Raw genomic sequence first — 20,219 nt, 5'->3', positions numbered from 1 at the left:
TTTTCCATTCTATTTTATTAATTTCTTAAATTTTAAGACAAGTTCTACATTTCCAGTGCCAATGCGTAAATCTTTGGCGATTTGTTCTATGCTTTTTCCTTCTTTGAAAAGATTTTCTATTTTTTGTTCTTCTGTATCGTAATTTGGTGTAAGTTTAGCCATGCTTTGTGCTTTTTGTTCCAAATTTAAAAGACGATTTTGTTGTTCATTTTGAAAATCTTCTATGATATGTTCCATAGTTTTTAGTGTTCTTAAAACAGGAGTGATTTTTGAACTGATTTGTTTATCAAGTTCAATCATAATTTCTTCTTTTAAAAGAGAGGTTTTATAGTCTTCTTCCTCTTCGCTATCATCTTTAACTCCTAATTCTTTACGAAAATAATGAAGTTCTTTGGTAATATCTTCTATCACATTTTGAAGTTTTGCTATTTTTGCATTATTTTCTCTTTCTTTGATATTCATATAGGCTAGCATTGCAATTAAAAGCACAATTATAAAAACTAAATAAAGTACATCATCACTCATTCTTGGCCTTTCTTATTTCTTATCATATTTCTTTGAATTTCAACAACAAAAGCATCAAAAGCCATTTTGTCTTCAGGCTTAATTTTGATAATTTTTGCCAATGTTTGACTTTGAGCTTTGATAAAAATAGCTATTCTTTGATTATTTAAATCAAATCTTAAATAATATTCTTTATCTTCTTCTAAAATAGTATCCAAAAAATTTAGATATTCAAAATTTAAAGATTCTACTACCCCTTTTTGCTTAAGTGGTATAAGTTCTTTATTTTTATCTAAAGAATTTTCAAGTCTTAAAATATCTTCTTTTAGGCTTAAAAGAAGATCAAAAATAATTTTTTCACCCTCATCAAAATCAATGCGTGAAGCAAGTTTTTTCCATTTTAAAATTTGAGAAATTGCTCCAAGTTTTAGGTATTCTCCAAGAAAACGGTTATTTTCTATTTCACAACATTCTAAATGAGCTTCAAATCCTGCTTTAAAAAGTGTTAATTCCATAATAAATCAATCCAAATAAAAATAAAAAAGATAATACTTAAATAACCATTTAGAGTGAAAAATGCTCTATCAATATGAGCAAAATTCTTGTGAACAATTTTATGTTCCAAGACTAAAATAATACCACTTATAATTACTCCAATAAGTGCTATTTTTCCAAGTGCTACGCCCCAAACTTCCCACACAAAAAGAAGCCAAAATAATACTGCTAAAATATGACAAAAAGCTGATATAAATAAAGTAGCCTTTGAACCAAATTTAGCAGGAATAGAGTGAAGTCCTATTTTTTTATCATACTCCATATCTTGTAAAGAATAAAGCAGATCAAACCCAGCTGTCCAAAAAGTTACACCTAAACATAAAATAACGCTATAAATGTGAATTTCACCCATAATTATAACACTTCCTGCAATAGGTGCAAGTCCTAAACAAAATCCTAAAACTAAATGTGCTAAAGAACTAAAGCGTTTAAAAGCTGAATAAATAGCCAATACAAAAAGCACAGGAAAAGACAAATAAAAGGCCAAGGTATTAATAAAATAAGAACATGATATAAAAATAAGTGCATTAATAATGATAAAAATCCATACGCTTTTTCTACCTATTTTTCCACTGACATTAGGGCGATTTACACAACGAGGATTATTCTTATCTATATCTTCATCCATTAAACGATTTGTAGCCATGGCAAAATTTCTTGCACTTACCGCACAAATAATGCCTAAAATCAATGCCTTAAAACCAAACCAAGCAGTGTCATTTGCAAGTTTTGATGCTACAATCATAGAGGAAAATAAAAAAGGTAAAGCAAAAATAGAATGCTTAAATACTACAAGTTCTAAAATATCTTTAAATTTTATCCAGAATGTGTTCATTTTTCTACTTTAAAATATTTTTTGCTATGATTTTACTAAAATTTTTATAAATTTTAGGATAAATATTAAAATGTTTTTTGAAATAGCATTAATAGGAACAACCGCGAGTGGAAAAACATACATAGCCAATACTTTAGCAAGAGAATTTGATGCTGTTGTTTTAAGTCTTGATAGTCTTTGTGTTTATAAAGAGATTAATATAGCAAGTGCCAAGCCTTCACAAGATGATCTTGCGAGTATAAAATACTTTGGGGTAAATTTATTGAGTGTGAATGAACATTTTAATGTTGAGTTATTCATAAGAGAATATCAAAAAGCAAAAGAATTTGCTTTAGCTAGAAATTTACCTCTAATTATAGTAGGTGGAACTGGATTTTATTTAAAAACTATGATAGATGGTTTAAGTGAAAAAACCTTAGAGTCAAAGAGTTCTTTAAATAACGATGAAATTTATGCTCTTTTATTAAATATTGATCCAAACTATAAAATAGAAAAAAATGATACTTATAGATTAAAAAAATGGCTGGGTATTTATGAACAAACAAGAGAAATTCCTAGTGAATTTTTAAAAAGAACACAAAAAACTGGGGTGCTTAAAGATATAGAAATTTATGAGCTTGCGTGGGATAAAGAAATTTTAAAAAAACGTATTAAAACTAGAACAAAAGAAATGCTTGATAATGGACTTTTAGATGAAGCAAAAATTCTTTTTTCTAAATTTGATCATAAACTTAAAGCATTAAATTCTATAGGTTTGAAAGAGTGTAAAGAATATTTAGATGGAGAAATTTCCTTTAAAGAGCTTGAAAATTTAATCACGATACATACTACACAACTTGCCAAAAGACAAAGAACTTTTAATAAAAAATTTCAAAGTAAAGCCTTGGAATTTGATAAAGCTTTAGCTACTTTAAGAATGAAATTTTCAATCGAAAAATAAATGTTCTATTAGAATTTTTACTCCTAATATAATTAAAACCAATCCGCCTAAAAGTTCAGCTTTATTTTTAAGATAAATTCCAAATTTATTTCCTATTTTTAGAGCAATGATGCATAAAATGAAGGTAATAATACCTATTAAAAATATAGCTAATAATAAATTTACATTTAAAAATGCAAAACTTACGCCAACTGCTAGCGCATCGATACTCGTAGCAATTGCTAAAGCTAGCATGGTTTTAAAGCCAAATTGATTGGCATTACTATCGCAATTTTCATTTTCCAATGACTCTTTGATCATTTTTAATCCTATTAAAGAAAGTAAAATAAAAGCTATCCAATGATCAATACTCGCAATAAAAGATGCAAAAGTTATACCTATAAAATAACCAATAGTTGGCATCAAGGCTTGAAATCCGCCAAAATAAATTCCAACAATAAGATAATGTTTTAAATGTAGTTTTTTAACACTAAAACCTTTGCATAGTGATACAGCAAAAGCATCCATTCCTAAAGCACAGGATAAAAAAATAAGACTATAAAAATCCATAATAAATCCTAAAATTTTATAAAAAATTGAAGATGAAATTATAATCAAACAAAGATAAAAATCACATAATTTTGATATATTTAATTAAATTTTAAGAAATAAATATATATAATTCAATTTCATTTTTATTTTTTACTCCTTAAAAGTGGCCCATTCGTCTAGCGGTTAGGACATCGCCCTTTCACGGCGGTAACACGAGTTCGAGTCTCGTATGGGTCACCACTTTTTAATTTTTCTTTTAAAATAACTATTTTTTCATTTTTCTATTAAAATTTAATAAATATTAATAATTTATTTTGTAGAATACGAATAGTTTTTGATATAAGTCTATTATAGGCTTATATCAAGGCTGGGCATTATTGAGCTGGTGTTTGCTCTTTTGTTTTTTTGTGAGTTTTAGCTTCATGTTTTTTATCAGCTTTAGCTTTTGAATGATGAGCTTTTGTATGTGTTTGATTCACATCGCTTGGAGTATTAGCTGCAAAAACATTAGCTGCGAGAGCACCTAGTAATGCTGAGATTAGTACAACTTTTTTCATATTTTCCTCCTTATGAATAATTTTTAGTTGCAAATTAATTGTAATTATTAAAAACCAACAAATAGATATTTTTTGTAAAAATATTTCAAAAAAATATAATTTTTTATATACATTTAAATTATTATTAAAATATATTATAAATATATCTTATTTTATTTAGATTAAATAAATAGAAATTTTACCCACTAAGCTTTTAAGATATTTTTACTCTTTTTAATATTATTATGGTAATATTTTCAATATCAAACTAAAAATAAAGGAGAAATTATGTTTGAATTAAGAAAATTACCTTATGATACCAATGCTTTTGGTGATTTTTTGAGTGCTGAAACTTTTAGCTATCATCATGGAAAACATCACAATACTTATGTTACAAATCTGAATAATCTTATCAAAGATACTGAATTTGCAGGTAAAGATCTTGTAAGTATTATCAAAACTTCAAATGGGGGCGTATTTAATAACGCAGCTCAAGTTTATAATCATGATTTTTATTTTGATTGCATTAAGCCAAGTACAGGCTGTGGTTGTGGTGGTTCATGTCAAAGTATAGATGCTAATTTACAAGCGGCACTAGAAAAAGAATTTGGATCTTTAGAAAATTTCAAAGCTGAATTCATCAAAGGTGCTACAGGAGTTTTTGGTTCAGGATGGTTTTGGTTAGTTTATAATACTAAAAATCAAAAGCTAGAATTTGTAGGCACTTCAAACGCAGCTACACCGATTACTGAAGATAAAGTTCCTTTACTTGTTGTAGATGTTTGGGAACATGCTTATTATGTAGATCATCGTAATGCACGCCCTGCTTATTTAGAGAAATTCTATGCTCATATCAATTGGGAATTTGTTGCAAAAGCTTATGAATGGGCTTTAAAAGAAGGTATGGGATCAGTTAGTTTTTATGCAAATGAACTTCACCCTGTAAAATAATTTTAATCCTTTTTGTGTTAGAATGAATTTTGGCTTAATGTCAAAATTCTATACGAAAAGGAGCAAAAAATGGATAATTCTTTATCTGCATATACTCAAAAATATGACAAAGAAGGTTATGGACTTCAATATCCTGATGGTCATGTTATAAGATTTTACGAGAGAATCTTAAAATACAAACTAAGCAAAACAAGTGGAAAATTACTTGATTTTGGTTGCGGAAATGGAGTGCATTCTAAGTATTTTAAAAATATAACTGGGGGGGGGTATAGAGCCTTATGGCATTGATATAGTTCCTAGTTTAAAAAAAGTTTGGGAAAAAGATCCTTGCTTAGATTCTAAAAATTTTCACATCATATCTCCTAATTCTAGCTTTAAAAAACTCTTCAATACAAAAATGGATTTTATATTTGCAAATCAAAGCTTATATTATCTTACAAAACAAGCTTTTAAAGAAGCTGTGCAAGAATTTTATGAACTGTGCAATGAAGGAGCTATTATATTTGCAACTATGATGAGTGATAAAGGCTATAGTATGTATGAAAGAGGAGAACTTATGGATAATGGCTTACGTGAAGTAAAAGGATGTCCAAGTGGTAGATTGAGCGGTTCTTCATATATACGCTTTACTAAAGACATAGAAGAATTAAAAGAAGATTTTAAACCTTTTAAACCTTTATTTTGGGGAGATTATGAATTAATTAATCTATATAATTTTGAAGGCAGTGTGGAGCACTTTATTTATATAGGACAAAAGTAAGTGCTCTAGCACTTACTCTCCTAAGCTTGGAGTCATTTCGATAATCTTCCAAGGAAGTCCTTGAGAATTCAGCTCTTCCATAAAAGGCTTAGCGTCAAATTCTTCCATATTAAACACGCCTTTTCCTTGCCAAATCCCTTTAGCGATTAATTTTGTACCTATCATAGCAGGAACACCTGTAGTATAGCTCACAGCTTGTGCACCAGTTTCTTTATAACATTCTTCATGATTGCAAACATTATAAATATAAACTTGCTTGTCTTTTCCATCTTTTTTACCACGAATCACACAACCTATATTGGTATAACCTTTAGTGCGTGGTCCCAAACTTGCAGGATCAGGAAGTAAGGTTTTTAAAAATTCTATAGGAATGATTTCTTTTCCTTGGTGCATCACAGGTTTAATCCCTAGCATTCCAACATTTTCAAGGCATTTCATATGAGTTAAATAACTTTGTCCAAAAGTCATAAAAAAGCGTATTCTTTTTAAACCTTTGATATTTTTTACCAAGCTTTCAAGTTCTTCATGATAAAGCAAATAGCTATCTTTCACACCTACTTCTGGATAATCCCACTCCATTTTTATTTCCATAGGCTCTGTTTCTATCCACTTGCCATTTTCCCAATAACGCCCTTTAGCAGAAACCTCACGTAGATTGATTTCAGGGTTGAAATTGGTCGCAAAAGCATAGCCATGATCACCTGCATTGCAATCTAAAATATCAATATAAGAAATTTCATCAAATAAATTTTGCTGTGCATAAGCACAAAAAACATTAGTTACACCAGGATCAAATCCACTTCCTAAAAGTCCTAAAATTCCTGCTTGTTTAAACTCATCATTTCTCGCCCATTGCTCTTTGTATTCAAATTTAGCTAAATCAGGATGTTCATAATTTGCCGTATCTACATAATCAATCCCTGCTTTTATACAAGCATCCATTAAACTCAAATCTTGATAAGGCAAAGCAACATTGAGTAAAATTTGCGCTCCTGTTTTCTTGATAAGTTCTACAACCGCATTGCTATCATCAGCATCAATTTGCGCCGTTTCAATTTGAACCCCTAAACGCTCTTTGATAAAAGCAGCGATCTCATCACATTTGCTTTTTGTTCTACTAGCTAAAGTGATTTTGCTAAAAGTATCAGAATTCATTGCGCATTTTACAGTAGCCACACGACTTACCCCACCTGCGCCTATGATTAAAAGATTTTTCATGAAATTTGTCCTTAAAAGATTTTTAGGAATTTTAGCTAAAAATTGATAATATCAAAATTTATTTTTTCTTCTAAGTTATAATTTGAACTTAATAACATAAAAAATTCTATATTTTTATATCTTAACTTAAGTCTATAAAAAGCCCCTAAAAATTCTTTTTGTAAAATTTTAGCCTCAAAGCGATTTCCTATTTTAAGCTCTGCATAACCAAAAATATAATTTTTTGAAGCTATCCAAGCAAAAAATTCATCTTCTAAATCAAGTTTTTCTTCTATGATATTTAAATCAGGTAAAATTTGCGCACTTTTAAAATCAGGCTTAAAATAAAGCTCTTTAGGATTTGCATGAGCTAAGATTTTTCCTTTTTCTAAAAAAGCGATTTGATCAGACATGCAATAAGCATCTTCAATATCATGAGTTACCATAATAGCCGTAATGCCTTGATTTTCTATCATTTTTTTCAATTCTCTTCTTAAATCCTGTTTTAAATTTTGATCCAAATTAGAAAAAGGTTCATCTAAAAGCAAAAGCTTACATCCTCTTGCTATAGCTCTAGCAAAAGCCACTCTTTGCGCTTGCCCTCCTGAAATTTCATCGATTTTTTTATATCTTAAATCTTCAATTTCAAAAGTTTTAAGCAAATGATTTAAAATTTGATTTTTATCTTTTTTATCGTAAAGTGCAAAAAGTATGTTTTTCTCAACATTTAAATGAGGAAATAAAGCATAATTTTGAAACATCAAAGCCACTTCACCTTTGCAAGAAAACAAATCATAAGAACTAGCTTGTTCAAGCTTAGCAATAATCCTTAAAAGCGTGCTTTTTCCACTTCCACTACCCCCTAAAATGCTTAAAAATTCTCCTTCTTTGACATGAAGATTGATATTTTCTAAAGCTTGTATTTTTCCGAAATTTTTAGATAAATTTTTAATTTCTAACATCATCTTTCCTTGTGATTTTATCCATCCAAACAACAACCATTAAAGAAAGAAAAACGATAAATAAGGAAGGCAAAGCTGCATCATAAATTCTTTCATCACTTGCAAACCAGAAAGCTTTAACACTTAAAGTTTCAAAGCCAAAAGGTGCTAAAATTCTACTTAAAGGAAGTTCTTTAATTGTATCAATAAAAACAATAATAAAAGCTAAAAATAAAAAATGTTTCATTAAAGGTGTGTGAATTTTAAAAAATAAAATAAAATAACTCGCTCTTAAATTTAAACTTGCCTCATCAATATTTAGATGAATTTTATTATATCCTCCTTCTAAAGAATAAATTGCACTCGCTAAAAAACGAATTATATAAGCAAAAACAAGAACAAATAAAGAATTTCCCAATAAACTCATATGAAAAATTTTATCCAAAAATACAAAAAGCACTATAATGCTAATCCCTAAAGCAGCAGCAGGTATAGAATAACCCAAAGAACTTATTTTTAAAATAAATAAATTAAAAAAATGATTTTTAACTATCCTAGAACTAAACATCAAAAAATAAGCTAAAAAAGTGGTAATTAAAGCAGTGACTAAAGCTAAGATTATAGTTTGAAAACTGATAATATAAAATTGCGATTCAAAAAGTTTATGATCTTTTAACCCCCAATAAACTAGCCAAATAAAAGGTAAAATAAAACCTACAAAAGCAATCATAAAACAATAAATACAGGATAGAATTTGTTTAATAGGATTTAATTTTCTTTTTTTGATAAAAAGAGCTAAATTTTGATTAAAACTATAATGATGTTTATTTTTATAATAATAATCCACATACATAATCAAAAATACAAAAAGCATTAAAATACCCGATAAAACACTAGAAGAATAAGAATCATTCAAATCATACCAGAGTTTAAAAATTCCAGCCGAAAAAGTATCCACCCCCAAATAAGCACTTGCACCATAATCACTTAAAGTTTCCATTAAAACCAATAAAGCTCCAGAAAAAATGGCAGGTCTTGCGCTCAAAAGTGCCACGCGTGTAAAAATTCTAAATTCAGAATATTTCATGATTTTAGCTACTTCATAAGCCTCTTTAGCTTCACTTTTAAAAGCTGTTTTAGCAAATAAATAAATATAAGGATATAAAGAAATAGCCAAAACAAAAATAACACCGTAATGATTGAAAAAATCTATCCTAAAGCCAAAATTTTCGTGAAAAAATCCTTGAAAATCCATAATTCCCACATAAACAAAGGCTAAAATATAAGCAGGTATGGCTAAGGGTAAAATGAGTAATTTTTCTAAAATTTTACAGAAATAAAAATCATAATTTGCGATCAAATAAGCAGAACTCACACCCAAAATCAAGCTTAAACACAATACTCCCACGCTAATTATAAAAGTATCTTTGATGAATTTTAAAAATAAATAATCAAAAAAATGACTCAAATTTTCTTTAATAGATGAAAATTGGGTTAAATTGCTTGTATTAAAATTTTGAAATAAAATATAAAAAAGTTCAGCAAAAATACCAAAAATAGGTAAAGCAAGAAAAAGGGCAAGTAAAATTGCCCCGAGTTTATAGTATTTTAAGGTTTTATACATTATCTAAAACCGACTTCATCGTAAATTTTAACAGCTTCTTTAATATTTTCTGCTATCTTGCTCACAGGGATTTGATCTTCTTTGAAAGTTCCAAAATCTTTTATCGTTTGGCTTAATTCTACATCATTTCTTATAGGAAATTCATAATTACTATCGATAAGAATTTTTTGAATTTCAGGACTTAACATAAATTCCATAAATTTTTTAGCCGCATCTTGATTTTTACTTGATTTTGTCATGGCAATACCGCTAATGTTAATATGCGTTCCTCTATTATCTTGATTAGGAAAAATAATACCCAAAGAATTCCCCACTTCTACATCTTTTGGATTTTTAGAATTCTTTAAAAGCCCTATATAATAAGTATTCATAACTGCAAATTTAGCTTCGCCTGTAAATACTTGTCTGGCTTGATCTCTATCCCCACCCTTTGGGCTTGTCGCAAGATTCTCAAGTACACCTTTAGCCCATGCTTTAGCCTCTTTGCTTCCATCATTAGCTATAATAGATGCTAAAAGAGTTTTGCTATAAGGAGCTGTAGCACTTCTCATGACAATTTCTCCTTTAAATTCACTTTTTGCTAAATCTTCATAATTTTTCATTTTGCTAATGTCGATATTTGCGTTTTTATTGTAAGCAATAATTCTTGCTCTTTTTGTGATCGCAAACCATTCTTTATCCTTATCTCTTAAATGAGCAGGTATAAATTCTTCTAAATATTTTGATGAAACAGGAGATAAAAGTCCTAAATTTTTAGCTTCTGTAAGATTTGAAATATCAGCTGTGATGAAAATATCAGCAGGAGAGTTATTTCCTTCAAGAGAAAGCCTTTTAATAAGTTCTGAAGCTTTAGCTTGAGTATGATTGACCTTAATGCCTGTTTTTTCTTCGAATTTTTTTATGATTTCAAAATCAGCATCATAATGTCTTGCTGAGTAAATATTAAGCTCGCTAGCACCTAAAAATGAAAAAGCCGTTAAAAACATAAAGAAGATTTTTTTCATATTTTATCCTTTATTGAGAATTATACTTGGTTTTATTAAGATCTTTAAAATCAGTATGAGAATGTTCAGAGCAAGCAAAAGCAAAGCCAACGCATAGTAAAAATAAAATTATTTTTTTCATAGACATTAATTCCTTTTTAAATATTTTGATAAGAAATATTAATATTAAAAAGTAAATATGACGTAATATTTATATTTTTATATTTCTTTAAAGAATAAAGAGGTTTATTTTTGACACATATATTGATAAATTTATGATTTTTAATAAACTCTTGATTAAATAAAGTTGATTAAAATTTTTCTTTTAAAAGGTGGTAGCATGTTTTCTTCATTTTTTGCAAGTAAAAAATGGGCTTTATGGGCTTATTTAGGACTTTTTTTACTCTTGTTTTTTCTTTTTATTCAAACAAGTCTTAATGTTGCTATAAATTCATGGTATAGTGATTTTTATAATGTCTTGCAAAAACCTAAAATAGAAATTTTAGATTCAAATTCAACACAAAAAATAGAAACTAATTTCGAAAATAATGCCACTTTAATCCAAGAGGCTAATCAAAGAGCTGAACAAAATTTCCAAAAAGCTAATTTTATCAATAAAGGTGCATTGTATTATTATCAAAATTTATTAGAATATTTTTTCAACTCTAGGGCTATGATTGAAAAGCCAAATTATTCAGCAAATGATTTTTATGCTTTGATTTTAGTTTTTTTAGCTATTGCTATTCCTTATGTTTTAATCGCTACGATTAATATTTATTTTGCTAGTGTATATGCTTTTAAGTGGCGTGAGGCTATGACTTTTTCTTATTTAAAATTTTGGAAAAATAAAGATGATAATATAGAAGGAAGTTCACAAAGAATTCAAGAAGATACTTATAATTTTTCTAAAATCGTAGAGAGTTTAGGACTTAGTTTTATAAAAGCTTTGATGACCCTTGTAGCATTTATTCCGATTTTATGGAGTTTAAGTGATGTTGTGAGTAAAGCTTTATTTGCAAATTTAAGTGAAAATTCTTCTTTTTATTTTTTAAAAAACATTGATGGTTTGCTTGTTTATATTGCACTTTTGATTTCTTTAGGAGGCTTGGTTGTGTCATGGTTTGTAGGTATTAAGCTTCCTGGACTTGAATACAATAATCAAAAAGCTGAAGCAGCTTTTAGAAAAGAGCTTGTTTATGCTGAGGATAATCGCAAAGAATACGCTAAAAATGAGACTATGATAGAGCTTTTTACAGGACTTAAATTTAACTATAAAAGACTTTTTTTACATTATGGATATTTTAATATTTGGCTCATTTTATTTGAGCAAATGATAGTTATAGTGCCATTTTTAATCATGGCACCAGGGCTTTTTGCTGGAGCTATAGGACTTGGTATTGTAATGCAGATTAACAATGCTTTTGATCAAGTGCGAAGCTCTTTTAGTGTTTTTATCACAAACTGGACAACTATCACTCAACTTAGAAGTATACATAAGCGTTTAAAAGAATTTGAGAAAAATATTTCTTATAAGTCTTAGCTTTTATCTTAATAAGATACAAGAAAAAATTCAAATATTAAATTTACTTTTAATTGTGTATAATAAGGTTTAATAATATTTTATTTCTTAAGGAGCTTCATTGGACCCCAGTCAGGTTTTGGATTTAAACCAAACTTCTACAGCATCTTTTGATGCAGGATATTCTATACTTATGGTTGTTGTTGCACTTGCTCTAGTGTTTTTAAATGGTTTTTTTGTTTTGTCTGAATTTAGTATTGTTAAAGTACGTCGTTCCAAGCTTGAAGAGATGGTAAAAGAAAAAAAAGCTGGTGCCAAGAAAGCTTTGGAGGTTACTTCAAGACTTGATACTTATCTTAGTGCTTGTCAATTAGGAATCACTTTAAGTTCTCTAGCTCTTGGTTGGATAGGTGAGCCTGCTATTGCAAAAATGCTAGAAATTCCGCTTATTAATCTTGGTTTTAGCACTGTTATTATCCATACTTTAGCTTTTATTATTGCTTTTAGCATTATTACTCTTTTACATGTGGTTTTAGGAGAACTTGTGCCAAAAAGTATAGCTATTGCAGTTGCGGATAAAGCGGTTTTATTTATAGCTAGACCGCTTCATTGGTTTTGGATACTCTTTTTGCCTTGTATTAAAATTTTCGATTTTTTAGCAGCTATAAGTTTGAAACTTTTTGGAATAAAACCTGCTAAAGAAAGCGAGCTAACTCATAGCGAAGAAGAAATTAAAATCATAGCAAGTGAGAGTCAAAAAGGTGGAGTTTTAGATGAATTTGAAACAGAGATCATACGCAATGCTGTTGATTTTTCAGATACTGTTGCTAAAGAGATTATGACTCCTAGAAAAGATATGATTTGTCTAAATAAACAAAAAAGTTACGAAGAAAATATGCAAATCATTTGTGAATATAAACATACTCGCTTTCCTTATATTGATGGTTCTAAAGATACTATTTTAGGGATGATACACATACGAGATATAATACAAAATGAATTAAACTATAAAAGTCAAAATTTAGATACTTTTGTTAAACCTTTGATTTTGGTTCCTGAAAATATTAGCATTTCAAAAGTACTTGTAATGATGAATAAAGAACGCTCTCATACTGCATTAGTAGTTGATGAGTATGGTGGAACTGCCGGAATTTTAACCATGGAAGATATCATGGAAGAAATTATTGGCGAAATTAAAAGCGAGCATGAAGAAGACAGCTATAAAAAACTTGCTGAAAATATCTATGAATTTCAAGGACGATGCGATATAGAAACTGTTGAAGAAATGCTTGTAATAAACTATGATGAGGATTTAGAACAGGTTACTATAGGTGGATATGTATTTAATCTTTTAGGACGCTTGCCTATGGTAGGAGATCGTATTGAAGATGAACTTTGTTACTATGAAGTTAAAAAAATGGATGGGAATTCTATAGAGCGTGTTAAGGTGGTTAAAAAAACAAATAAAGATGAAGAATAAGCCTCTTTAGGCTTATTTCTTTTTGTAAATTTGGTTTTTAATTTCTATACACTCAAAACCTTTTTTATCTAGTGTAACTACGCGTAAATATCCACCATCATCTATTTTACCCTCGCATAAAAATACTCTTTTGGCTATTTTCATAGGAAGTTTTTCTTTATTTCTGTGTCCAAAGATTTGATAAAGATTGTCCGAGGTGAAATTACAAAATTGATTTGCCACTTTTTGACTGTCTTCATATCCACCTACACCATAAATAAAATCATGGCTTGGTATAAAACTTATTTTTTCAGGTTTGGAGGGTATAAAATTTACTCCTCCATGTGAACAAAATATGAATTTATTTTGGAATTTGTAGTATAAACATTCTTTTAGATGAGGATAGAGTTTTCTAGCATCTCTTGGAGTAAGTTTTTCTTTTCTAAAATCCTTTAAAGTATTTTCATTAAATTCTTTGGAATTTGACAATTCTCCATTAGCCCATTTTATAAGATGTCTTTCGTGATTTCCTTCTAATAAGCATACATTTTCTTTTTCGCAAATTTTTAAAAGAAATTTTATTACTTTGCCATTTTCTATACCTCTGTTGATATAATCTCCCAAAAATATATAAAATTCATCTTCTTTGATTGTTTTAATATATTCTTTTAAAACACTATAACAACCTTGCAAATCTCCTATATGATGAATTTTTTTGTATTTGCTTAAATTTGGCATTTGGTAAAGACATTTTTTCCAGTCGCTCGAGTCTAAAATTGGGTATTTTTTTGGATTTTTTTTGAGTAAATCTTGAGTTTTTTCCAAAAGAGCATAAGGGATGATATATTCATTTTTTTTAGCTTCTAAAAGATTTTTTTCTTGACATTGTTTTAAAGAGCTATCAAAAACAATAACATACATTTTATAGCGATATTGTTTAGCTAAGTCTTTGTAAATTTTTAATGTTTCATTGTAAGCGTTTATGATGCAAAACTCACCTTTTTGCATACGCATTTCTAGAAGTTTGAGTAAAATTTTACTCAAATCTTCATCATTTTTAACATTTAAAATTTTATATTCACTGACTATATTTTTAACGCTTCCTGATAAAAGACGCAAAGCATTTAAATCAAGTGTATAATTTTGAAGTTTATTATTTTTGATAAATTCTTCTTGTCCTGCGTAATAATTCCCTCTTAAAACAAGTAAGATTCGCACATTCTTTGCCTAGATTTTCTTTAAAAATTCAGTTTTTAAAACAATAACGCCAAATTTATCTACTCTAGCCTCAATTTCACCTTCTTTAGAAGTGAGCTTAATATTTTTTATAGTAGTTCCACGTTTTAAAGTTGTACTTGCACCTTTAACCTTAAGATCTTTTATTACACTCACGCTATCACCTGCGTTAAGTTCTGTTCCATTAGCATCTTTAGCCATTTTTTTCCTTTCTTTGATCTAAAATATTTAAAATTTGCACCACTAAAGCAAAAGCCATAGCAGTATAAATATATGCCTTATCAATATGAATATCAAAACTTTCAGCAACTAAAACTACGCCTATTAGCACCAAAAAAGCTAAGGCTAAAATTTTAATGCTTGGATATTTTTCAACAAAATCTGCTATAGGTTTAGAAGCAAAAAGCATCACAGCTACTGCGATAATAACAGCGATAATCATGATGGTTACATCTTGAGCAATTCCTACTGCGGTAATAACACTATCAAGTGAAAATACTATATCAATCACAGCAATTTCAGCTACAACTATCCAAAGTTTATTGCTTGCTTTAAAATGACTTTGGCTTTCTTCTTGATGAGAAATTTGCTCTTTAATTTCTTTAATAGACTTTACAATCAAGAAAAGCCCACCTAGTAAAAGAACTAGATCTCTACCTGAAATTTCATTGCCCAATACACTAAACAAAGGTGTTACAAGTTTCATCACCCAAAAAAGAGATAAAAGAAGTAAAATTCTTGTAATCATTGCAAAAGCTAAACCTAAGATACGTCCTTTATCACGATGTTCAGGAGGTAGTTTACTTACTAAAATAGCTAAAAAAATGATATTATCTATCCCTAGTACAATTTCAAGAGCACTTAAAGTAGCTAAAGTAATCCAAGCATCAATACTAAATATCCATTCAAACATAAATTTCCTTGAAAATTTTAAAATTTTTTTTAAAGCGATATTTTATAGTTTTAGAGCAAATACCTTTAATTCTTTAAGAAAAAATTTCAATCACACTTAAGGGTAAAATTTCATGTTCTAGGCTATGAATTTTTTCTTCAAATTCTTCAAAACTCAAATTTCTTTTTTCAAAAGCTTTTTGAGCTATAATCATCCCACCATCAAGTTCTTCATTGACCCAATGCACACTCACGCCAGCCACTTTCATATCACTTTCATAGCTTTCTTTAATCGCATGTGCTCCTTTAAAAAGTGGCAATAAAGAAGGATGAAGGTTGATCGCTTTAATATTTTTTGTAAAAACAGGACTTAAAATTCTCATAAAACCTGCTAATACAGTAAGATTTGCTCCACTTTCTTTGATTTTTTGTACTAAAATCGTATCAAATTCTTCACGAGTATTATAAGCCTTATGATCAACAATCACAGTATCAAGACCAAATTTTTTTGCCCTTTGTATACCAAAAGCATCTTTTTTATTGCAAAGGCAAAGTACTACTTCATAGGTATTTTCTCCTATAGTTTTTTTATGAAGTTTTTCTAAAATATTTTCTAAATTACTTCCATTTCCACTAAAAAGTACAGCTAATTTTACAAGCATTTTAATCCTTTGATAAGTTTTAAAGCATCAAAGCTATTTTTATTAAATTTATATTTCTTTGCAACAAGTCCATGGGCTAAAGTAGCATTTTTTGCTGCTTCTAAAGCACTAAAACCAAAACCTAAATGCGCAGCAATCATTCCACTTAAAACATCTCCACTCCCACCTTTAGCTAAGGCTTGATTTCCTAAATTTACAACAAATAATTTTTCTTTTTGTACAATAATAGGATTTGCTCCTTTTAAAACAAGAACACAATCATAATTTTGTGAAAATTTTCTAGCGTAGAAAAAGCGATTTTTTTGCAATGTTTCTATATTTAAATCCTCATCAAAGCATATTTTATAAAGTCTTATAAATTCTTTTGGATGAGGGGTTATAACGACATCTTTTCTGTTTAAATACCAAAGCAAAGCTTCACTTAAAAAGCAGTTTGCATCCAAGATCAAAGGAGTGTTTTGCAAAATTTCATCTTTTAGAAAATCCAAATTTTCAAGCCCCATACCTAAAGCAATAGCACTTGCATTATTTTCAATTTTTTCTTTTAACATCAAAAGAGGCGAGAAGCTTTTTTGTGCTACTAAAGAAACAAGACCTGCTCCAAAATTTAAGGCTCCAAGTCCTGCTAAAGTTCCAGCGCTTGCATTGGCAACTATATAAATATGGCCAAAATTTCCTTTATTAGCGTTGATTTTTCTATCTATAGTTTTTAAATCTTTTTTTTCAAGCAAAAAAGCTTGAGAATTAGGGTAAAATTTCTTAGAGCTAATGCCTAAATTGGCTATTTTAATCCTTCCTACAAATTCCTTAGCAAAATCTTCAAGTAAAATTTCCTTTAAGGCTCCCATGCAAAGTGTAATATTAGCTTTAAAACAAGGATAAAATCCCAAATTTGTAGGCATATCACAAGCTATTTTTAAAGCCTTGCTTTGATTAGCTTTTTGAATTATTAAACTTGTTTTTTCATCTAAGCAACGATTTAAGCCTGTGCCTAAAATACAATCAATGATAATATGAAATTTTTTAAAATCGGGTTCTTTTTTACAAAATTTAAAAGCATAATTTTGTAAAATTTGCTCTTGTTTTTTAAAAAGCGTATTTTCTTTAAAGCCTACTTTATAAGCTTTAGCGTGTTTTAAATTTCTTAAAGCCACTAAGCCATCTGAAGCGTTGTTACCCCCGCCTAATAAAAAAAGTATTTTTACTTTTTTAATCTTGCGTTGAATGCAGATTTTTTTAGCTTCTTTTTTAATTAGTTTGGCTAAATTTAATCCCGCATTTTCCATTAAAATAAGCTCATCTAAGCCTTTATTTATAGCATTTTGTTCTAAAATGTTTATATTATCAATAATAGCTTTCATAATCTTTTTTCACCAAAAAATATATATTTTTTTCTCTTTCTTCTTCAAATTTTTTCATTTTAGGTAAAAATTTCTGGATCAAAGCACGAAAATTCTTAAAACCATAATTTTGCGGATGAAAATCCGAGTATTTGCGGTTCATATTAGTGCGTATTAGTGCGTATTCGGCACGCCCCTTTTCATCGATGAGCTGTTCGGTGATATTGATTAAAGCTCTTAAATAATCCTTACTTAAAATATCTTCTTTTTTACTCTCATCTTTATCTAAATAAAAAAATTCACTAAAGGCATTTACATAGGATTTTATAGATTTTTCAAGCCCCATTCCTATAACCTGTTTTTTATTTTCTCTTAATTTTTGAATGAGTGAAGTATAATCGCTATCGCTTGAAACAATAACAAAAATATCTATGTTTTTTTCATAAAATATGGACATGATTTCAGTGATTAAATACATATCGCTTGAGTTTTTGTTGGCTGCAAAATTAAATTGTTGCATAGCAATTAAAGAATATTCAGCAATTTGCTCTCTCCAACCTTGTATATTTTTTTGAGTCCAATCTCCATAAATGCGTTTAATGATAACCTCTCCATAATCTGAAGCGATATCAAAAATACTTTTAGCGTATTTTGCAGGGATATTTTCTGCATCTATAAAGATAGCTATACTTTTATTTTCCATTTTAATTCCTTGCTCTAAAGCTTAAAGCTTCTAAAATATGGGTTTTGTTAATATTAAGACTTTGTTCTAAATCCGCTATACTTCTTGAAACTTTTAAAATTTTATTGAGTGATCGCAAAGAAAGATTATAACGTGAAATTGCTAAATCTAGTGTATCTTTGGCATCTTTTTCCAATACACAAAAACGACTTAAATCTTCATCTTTTAATTTCCCATTAAATTCTTTTTGCCCCCGTTTTTTACCAAAAATAAAAGCTTGTAAAATTTTTTCACTCATTTCTTTAGAACTTATACTTGTTTTATCATCCTTGCTGATCTCATCCATAGCTACATAAAGATCAATCCTATCCATAATAGGAGCTGAAATGTGATTTTTGTATTTTTTAATCTCATTTTCACTACAAACACAAGAAAGATTTTTAGAAAATAAATTTCCGCAAGGACAAGGATTTTGGGCAGCTATAAAGCTAAATTTTGTTTCATAAGTGATTTTAGAATTTACTCTTGAAATATGAATTTTATGATCCTCTAAAGGCTCTCTTAAACTCTCTATGATTTGCTTGTTAAAATGTGGAAATTCATCAAAAAACAATACTCCACCATTTGCAAGTGCGACTTCTCCAATTCTAGCATTTTTTGTTCCTCCGCCAAAAATACTTGCTCTTGTAGAAGTATGATGAGGATGACGAAAAGCACGAATTTTAGTAAATTCACAATCTTTTGAATCTAAAGACATATAAGCATTTTGCATTAAAATTTCACTTAAACTTTGAGGAGGCATGATATAAACAAGGCGTTTAGCACACATACTTTTACCACTTCCTGGACTTCCTTCAAATAAGATATTATGCATACCTAAAGCAGCTATCATACAAGCTTTTTTAGCTTTTTCCTGCCCTTTGATGTCTTTAAAATCAAGTTTAAAATCCATATTTTGTAAAAAAATTTCATTTTCTATTTGCAAAGGGTTTGTAAATAAAGGATGATTGTGCGAGAAGTGAAAATTTTCATAATTTTTTTCTTTAAAAAACTCTATTGCTTCATTTAAATTTTCAAGTCCATAAACCTCCAAATTTGGTATCATGGAAGCTTTTTGAGCTATGCTTTTTGGAACAACGATTTTAGCTTTTTTAATTTTAGCAGAGAGAAACAAAAGCAAAGAAAAAAGCTCGTTAGTGCTTTTAATACTTCCATCAAGTCCTAATTCTCCTACTACAAAAAAGTCATCTAATTCTTCATTTTGCAAAAGGATTAATAAAGCAATGGCCAAATCAAAATGAGATCCCTTTTTTGGGATGCCTGAAGGACTAAGATTGATAGTAATTTTTTTAGCAGGAAAAGCAAAATCACAACTTAAAAGCGTGGCTTTGATGCGTTCGATACTTTCCTTAATCGCTACACTTGCAAGTCCTACTATGCTTAAATTTGGCAAACCTCTTGTAAAAGTGGATTCTACTTCTATAATGTCTAAGCCTTCATGAAAGCTTATGCACTTTAGTTTTTTCATTTCTCTTTTTTATGATTTTTCTTCTTTTTCTTAAATTCTTTATCGAATTTTTGACGCTTAACAAAAGAAATTTTTTCTATAAATAAATGTCCATTTAAATGATCATTTTCGTGTTGAATGGCCACAGCTAAAAAACCTTTTGCTTCAAGTTCTTTAAATTCTCCAAAGCGATCTTGATATTTAAGTAAGATATGATTATAGCGTTTTACTTCTTCGAAAAAATCTGGCACACTCAAACACCCTTCTGTGCAAGTGATCATTTCTTCATCTAAAGGAATAATTTCAGGATTAATAATCTCTAGCAAATCTTCTTTTTTTTGTTCATCATTTTCATCAAAAATATTCACAAGTAAAGCACGCAAAGGAATATCCACTTGAATAGCTGCTAAACCTACTCCATTACTTGCTATCATAGTTTCATACATATCATCAAGCAAGGTGTGAAGTTCTGAATCAAATTTATTTACAATTTCAGAGTTTAAAAAAAGTCTAGGATTAGGATAAGTGATAATTTTTCTAACCATTAAAAAACCTTTGTTTTAAAT

The 20,219-nt window shown here is 28.8% G+C and carries 23 protein-coding genes, 1 tRNA gene and 1 pseudogene; 7 read left to right on the top strand and 18 right to left on the bottom strand.

Features of this window, described 5'->3' with window-relative positions:
* Window positions 1-9: 9 nt before the first annotated feature.
* From AJN60_RS01390 to mqnP, 3 genes are read right to left on the bottom strand one after another with little or no spacing between them, the layout of a single operon-like run.
* Complete coding sequence (locus AJN60_RS01390; RefSeq protein ID WP_070285740.1) at window positions 10-525, bottom strand: hypothetical protein; 516 nt, start codon at window positions 523-525, stop codon at window positions 10-12.
* The gene (locus AJN60_RS01385) at window positions 522-1,019 is read right to left on the bottom strand and encodes a hypothetical protein (RefSeq protein WP_070285739.1); all 498 of its coding nucleotides are present in this window, start codon (window positions 1,017-1,019) and stop codon (window positions 522-524) included. Before AJN60_RS01385 ends, AJN60_RS01390 begins: the two co-directional genes overlap by 4 nt.
* Window positions 1,010-1,894 carry a menaquinone biosynthesis prenyltransferase MqnP gene (mqnP, locus tag AJN60_RS01380; protein ID WP_070285738.1) on the bottom strand — a complete coding sequence of 295 codons (885 nt, stop codon included), beginning with the start codon at window positions 1,892-1,894 and terminating at the stop codon, window positions 1,010-1,012. Before mqnP ends, AJN60_RS01385 begins: the two co-directional genes overlap by 10 nt.
* Before the next feature lie 70 nt (window positions 1,895-1,964).
* Between mqnP and miaA the strand changes: the two genes are divergently transcribed.
* Entirely contained in the window at window positions 1,965-2,834 is an 870-nt protein-coding gene (miaA, locus tag AJN60_RS01375) for a tRNA (adenosine(37)-N6)-dimethylallyltransferase MiaA (RefSeq protein WP_002857499.1), read from the top strand.
* Here miaA and AJN60_RS01370 read toward each other — a convergent pair.
* Window positions 2,820-3,383 carry a manganese efflux pump MntP gene (locus AJN60_RS01370; RefSeq protein ID WP_002851996.1) on the bottom strand — a complete coding sequence of 188 codons (564 nt, stop codon included), beginning with the start codon at window positions 3,381-3,383 and terminating at the stop codon, window positions 2,820-2,822. The two genes, miaA and AJN60_RS01370, sit on opposite strands and share 15 nt — an antisense overlap.
* A 147-nt stretch (window positions 3,384-3,530) precedes the next feature.
* Here AJN60_RS01370 and AJN60_RS01365 point away from each other — a divergent pair.
* A tRNA-Glu gene (locus AJN60_RS01365) sits at window positions 3,531-3,605 on the top strand.
* A 134-nt stretch (window positions 3,606-3,739) separates the two neighbouring features.
* Here the strand turns inward: AJN60_RS01365 and AJN60_RS01360 are convergent.
* A complete protein-coding gene (locus AJN60_RS01360; RefSeq protein ID WP_070239765.1) occupies window positions 3,740-3,922 on the bottom strand; it encodes a hypothetical protein in 183 nt (60 codons plus the stop codon).
* Window positions 3,923-4,189: 267 nt separating this feature from the next.
* Here AJN60_RS01360 and sodB point away from each other — a divergent pair, with 267 nt between their 5' ends.
* From sodB to AJN60_RS09910, 3 genes are all read left to right on the top strand, one after another.
* Entirely contained in the window at window positions 4,190-4,852 is a 663-nt protein-coding gene (sodB, locus tag AJN60_RS01355; protein WP_002851662.1) for a superoxide dismutase [Fe], read from the top strand.
* A gap of 69 nt (window positions 4,853-4,921) precedes the next feature.
* A complete protein-coding gene (locus AJN60_RS09915; RefSeq protein ID WP_002857297.1) occupies window positions 4,922-5,140 on the top strand; it encodes a hypothetical protein in 219 nt (72 codons plus the stop codon).
* A 109-nt stretch (window positions 5,141-5,249) separates the two neighbouring features.
* Window positions 5,250-5,612, top strand: coding sequence for a hypothetical protein (locus AJN60_RS09910; RefSeq protein ID WP_002870694.1), 363 nt, complete (start codon window positions 5,250-5,252; stop codon window positions 5,610-5,612).
* A 12-nt stretch (window positions 5,613-5,624) separates the two neighbouring features.
* Here the strand turns inward: AJN60_RS09910 and AJN60_RS01340 are convergent, their stop codons facing one another.
* The 5 genes and pseudogenes from AJN60_RS01340 to AJN60_RS01320 form a co-directional block, all read right to left on the bottom strand.
* Window positions 5,625-6,830, bottom strand: a complete 1,206-nt coding sequence (locus tag AJN60_RS01340) for a saccharopine dehydrogenase family protein (RefSeq protein WP_002881175.1) — start codon at window positions 6,828-6,830, stop codon at window positions 5,625-5,627.
* Between the two features lie 35 nt (window positions 6,831-6,865).
* On the bottom strand, window positions 6,866-7,774 hold the full coding sequence (locus tag AJN60_RS01335) for an ABC transporter ATP-binding protein (protein WP_072223564.1): 909 nt from the start codon (window positions 7,772-7,774) through the stop codon (window positions 6,866-6,868).
* On the bottom strand, window positions 7,758-9,374 hold the full coding sequence (locus tag AJN60_RS01330) for an ABC transporter permease (protein ID WP_070285737.1): 1,617 nt from the start codon (window positions 9,372-9,374) through the stop codon (window positions 7,758-7,760). The genes AJN60_RS01335 and AJN60_RS01330 overlap by 17 nt, the downstream gene beginning before the upstream one ends.
* Window positions 9,374-10,378 carry a Fe(3+) ABC transporter substrate-binding protein gene (locus tag AJN60_RS01325; RefSeq protein WP_070285736.1) on the bottom strand — a complete coding sequence of 335 codons (1,005 nt, stop codon included), beginning with the start codon at window positions 10,376-10,378 and terminating at the stop codon, window positions 9,374-9,376. The genes AJN60_RS01330 and AJN60_RS01325 overlap by 1 nt, the downstream gene beginning before the upstream one ends.
* Window positions 10,375-10,505: pseudogene (locus AJN60_RS01320) on the bottom strand (hypothetical protein). Before AJN60_RS01320 ends, AJN60_RS01325 begins: the two are co-directional and overlap by 4 nt.
* 192 nt (window positions 10,506-10,697) lie before the next feature.
* Between AJN60_RS01320 and AJN60_RS01315 the strand changes: the two are divergent.
* The gene (locus AJN60_RS01315; RefSeq protein ID WP_070285735.1) at window positions 10,698-11,897 is read left to right on the top strand and encodes a putative transporter; all 1,200 of its coding nucleotides are present in this window, start codon (window positions 10,698-10,700) and stop codon (window positions 11,895-11,897) included.
* Between the two features lie 100 nt (window positions 11,898-11,997).
* Complete coding sequence (locus tag AJN60_RS01310) at window positions 11,998-13,356, top strand: hemolysin family protein (RefSeq protein ID WP_070285734.1); 1,359 nt, start codon at window positions 11,998-12,000, stop codon at window positions 13,354-13,356.
* 12 nt (window positions 13,357-13,368) lie between these two features.
* Here AJN60_RS01310 and AJN60_RS01305 read toward each other — a convergent pair whose 3' ends face one another.
* The 8 genes from AJN60_RS01305 to def form a co-directional block, all read right to left on the bottom strand.
* Window positions 13,369-14,553, bottom strand: a complete 1,185-nt coding sequence (locus AJN60_RS01305; RefSeq protein ID WP_070282903.1) for a metallophosphoesterase — start codon at window positions 14,551-14,553, stop codon at window positions 13,369-13,371.
* A gap of 9 nt (window positions 14,554-14,562) precedes the next feature.
* Window positions 14,563-14,772: an alkylphosphonate utilization protein gene (locus AJN60_RS01300; protein WP_002857271.1), complete on the bottom strand. Its 210-nt coding sequence runs from the start codon at window positions 14,770-14,772 to the stop codon at window positions 14,563-14,565.
* Entirely contained in the window at window positions 14,765-15,484 is a 720-nt protein-coding gene (locus tag AJN60_RS01295; RefSeq protein ID WP_002851673.1) for a TerC family protein, read from the bottom strand. Before AJN60_RS01295 ends, AJN60_RS01300 begins: the two co-directional genes overlap by 8 nt.
* A 73-nt stretch (window positions 15,485-15,557) precedes the next feature.
* Entirely contained in the window at window positions 15,558-16,124 is a 567-nt protein-coding gene (gene purN, locus AJN60_RS01290) for a phosphoribosylglycinamide formyltransferase (protein ID WP_002870679.1), read from the bottom strand.
* Complete coding sequence (locus AJN60_RS01285; protein WP_052949935.1) at window positions 16,115-17,485, bottom strand: bifunctional ADP-dependent NAD(P)H-hydrate dehydratase/NAD(P)H-hydrate epimerase; 1,371 nt, start codon at window positions 17,483-17,485, stop codon at window positions 16,115-16,117. Before AJN60_RS01285 ends, purN begins: the two co-directional genes overlap by 10 nt.
* Complete coding sequence (locus AJN60_RS01280; protein ID WP_052949937.1) at window positions 17,469-18,167, bottom strand: NYN domain-containing protein; 699 nt, start codon at window positions 18,165-18,167, stop codon at window positions 17,469-17,471. The genes AJN60_RS01285 and AJN60_RS01280 overlap by 17 nt, the downstream gene beginning before the upstream one ends.
* A 1-nt stretch (window position 18,168) precedes the next feature.
* On the bottom strand, window positions 18,169-19,674 hold the full coding sequence (locus AJN60_RS01275) for a YifB family Mg chelatase-like AAA ATPase (RefSeq protein WP_070285733.1): 1,506 nt from the start codon (window positions 19,672-19,674) through the stop codon (window positions 18,169-18,171).
* Window positions 19,671-20,198 carry a peptide deformylase gene (gene def, locus AJN60_RS01270; protein WP_070285732.1) on the bottom strand — a complete coding sequence of 176 codons (528 nt, stop codon included), beginning with the start codon at window positions 20,196-20,198 and terminating at the stop codon, window positions 19,671-19,673. The genes AJN60_RS01275 and def overlap by 4 nt, the downstream gene beginning before the upstream one ends.
* Window positions 20,199-20,219: the final 21 nt, after the last annotated feature.

Origin of the sequence: Campylobacter sp. BCW_4323, assembly GCF_001763115.1 — a bacterium.
Lineage (GTDB): Bacteria > Campylobacterota > Campylobacteria > Campylobacterales > Campylobacteraceae > Campylobacter_D > Campylobacter_D jejuni.
Note: the sequence above shows the minus strand (reverse complement) of the source record. Positions and strands in the feature narration are given on the sequence as shown.

What these genes read in the sequence shown, in the direction of transcription:
- AJN60_RS01295 (WP_002851673.1), bottom strand. Translation starts at nt 15,484, where the DNA reads ATGTTTGAATGGATATTTAGTATTGATGCTTGGATTACTTTAGCTACT.
- AJN60_RS01385 (WP_070285739.1), bottom strand. Translation starts at nt 1,019, where the DNA reads ATGGAATTAACACTTTTTAAAGCAGGATTTGAAGCTCATTTAGAATGT.
- sodB (WP_002851662.1), top strand. Translation starts at nt 4,190, where the DNA reads ATGTTTGAATTAAGAAAATTACCTTATGATACCAATGCTTTTGGTGAT.
- AJN60_RS01330 (WP_070285737.1), bottom strand. Translation starts at nt 9,374, where the DNA reads ATGTATAAAACCTTAAAATACTATAAACTCGGGGCAATTTTACTTGCC.
- AJN60_RS09910 (WP_002870694.1), top strand. Translation starts at nt 5,250, where the DNA reads ATGGATTTTATATTTGCAAATCAAAGCTTATATTATCTTACAAAACAA.
- AJN60_RS01300 (WP_002857271.1), bottom strand. Translation starts at nt 14,772, where the DNA reads ATGGCTAAAGATGCTAATGGAACAGAACTTAACGCAGGTGATAGCGTG.
- AJN60_RS01280 (WP_052949937.1), bottom strand. Translation starts at nt 18,167, where the DNA reads ATGGAAAATAAAAGTATAGCTATCTTTATAGATGCAGAAAATATCCCT.
- AJN60_RS01285 (WP_052949935.1), bottom strand. Translation starts at nt 17,485, where the DNA reads ATGAAAGCTATTATTGATAATATAAACATTTTAGAACAAAATGCTATA.
- miaA (WP_002857499.1), top strand. Translation starts at nt 1,965, where the DNA reads ATGTTTTTTGAAATAGCATTAATAGGAACAACCGCGAGTGGAAAAACA.
- AJN60_RS01390 (WP_070285740.1), bottom strand. Translation starts at nt 525, where the DNA reads ATGAGTGATGATGTACTTTATTTAGTTTTTATAATTGTGCTTTTAATT.
- AJN60_RS01335 (WP_072223564.1), bottom strand. Translation starts at nt 7,774, where the DNA reads ATGATGTTAGAAATTAAAAATTTATCTAAAAATTTCGGAAAAATACAA.
- AJN60_RS09915 (WP_002857297.1), top strand. Translation starts at nt 4,922, where the DNA reads ATGGATAATTCTTTATCTGCATATACTCAAAAATATGACAAAGAAGGT.
- AJN60_RS01340 (WP_002881175.1), bottom strand. Translation starts at nt 6,830, where the DNA reads ATGAAAAATCTTTTAATCATAGGCGCAGGTGGGGTAAGTCGTGTGGCT.
- AJN60_RS01370 (WP_002851996.1), bottom strand. Translation starts at nt 3,383, where the DNA reads ATGGATTTTTATAGTCTTATTTTTTTATCCTGTGCTTTAGGAATGGAT.
- AJN60_RS01325 (WP_070285736.1), bottom strand. Translation starts at nt 10,378, where the DNA reads ATGAAAAAAATCTTCTTTATGTTTTTAACGGCTTTTTCATTTTTAGGT.
- purN (WP_002870679.1), bottom strand. Translation starts at nt 16,124, where the DNA reads ATGCTTGTAAAATTAGCTGTACTTTTTAGTGGAAATGGAAGTAATTTA.
- mqnP (WP_070285738.1), bottom strand. Translation starts at nt 1,894, where the DNA reads ATGAACACATTCTGGATAAAATTTAAAGATATTTTAGAACTTGTAGTA.
- AJN60_RS01275 (WP_070285733.1), bottom strand. Translation starts at nt 19,674, where the DNA reads ATGAAAAAACTAAAGTGCATAAGCTTTCATGAAGGCTTAGACATTATA.
- AJN60_RS01360 (WP_070239765.1), bottom strand. Translation starts at nt 3,922, where the DNA reads ATGAAAAAAGTTGTACTAATCTCAGCATTACTAGGTGCTCTCGCAGCT.
- def (WP_070285732.1), bottom strand. Translation starts at nt 20,198, where the DNA reads ATGGTTAGAAAAATTATCACTTATCCTAATCCTAGACTTTTTTTAAAC.
- AJN60_RS01315 (WP_070285735.1), top strand. Translation starts at nt 10,698, where the DNA reads ATGTTTTCTTCATTTTTTGCAAGTAAAAAATGGGCTTTATGGGCTTAT.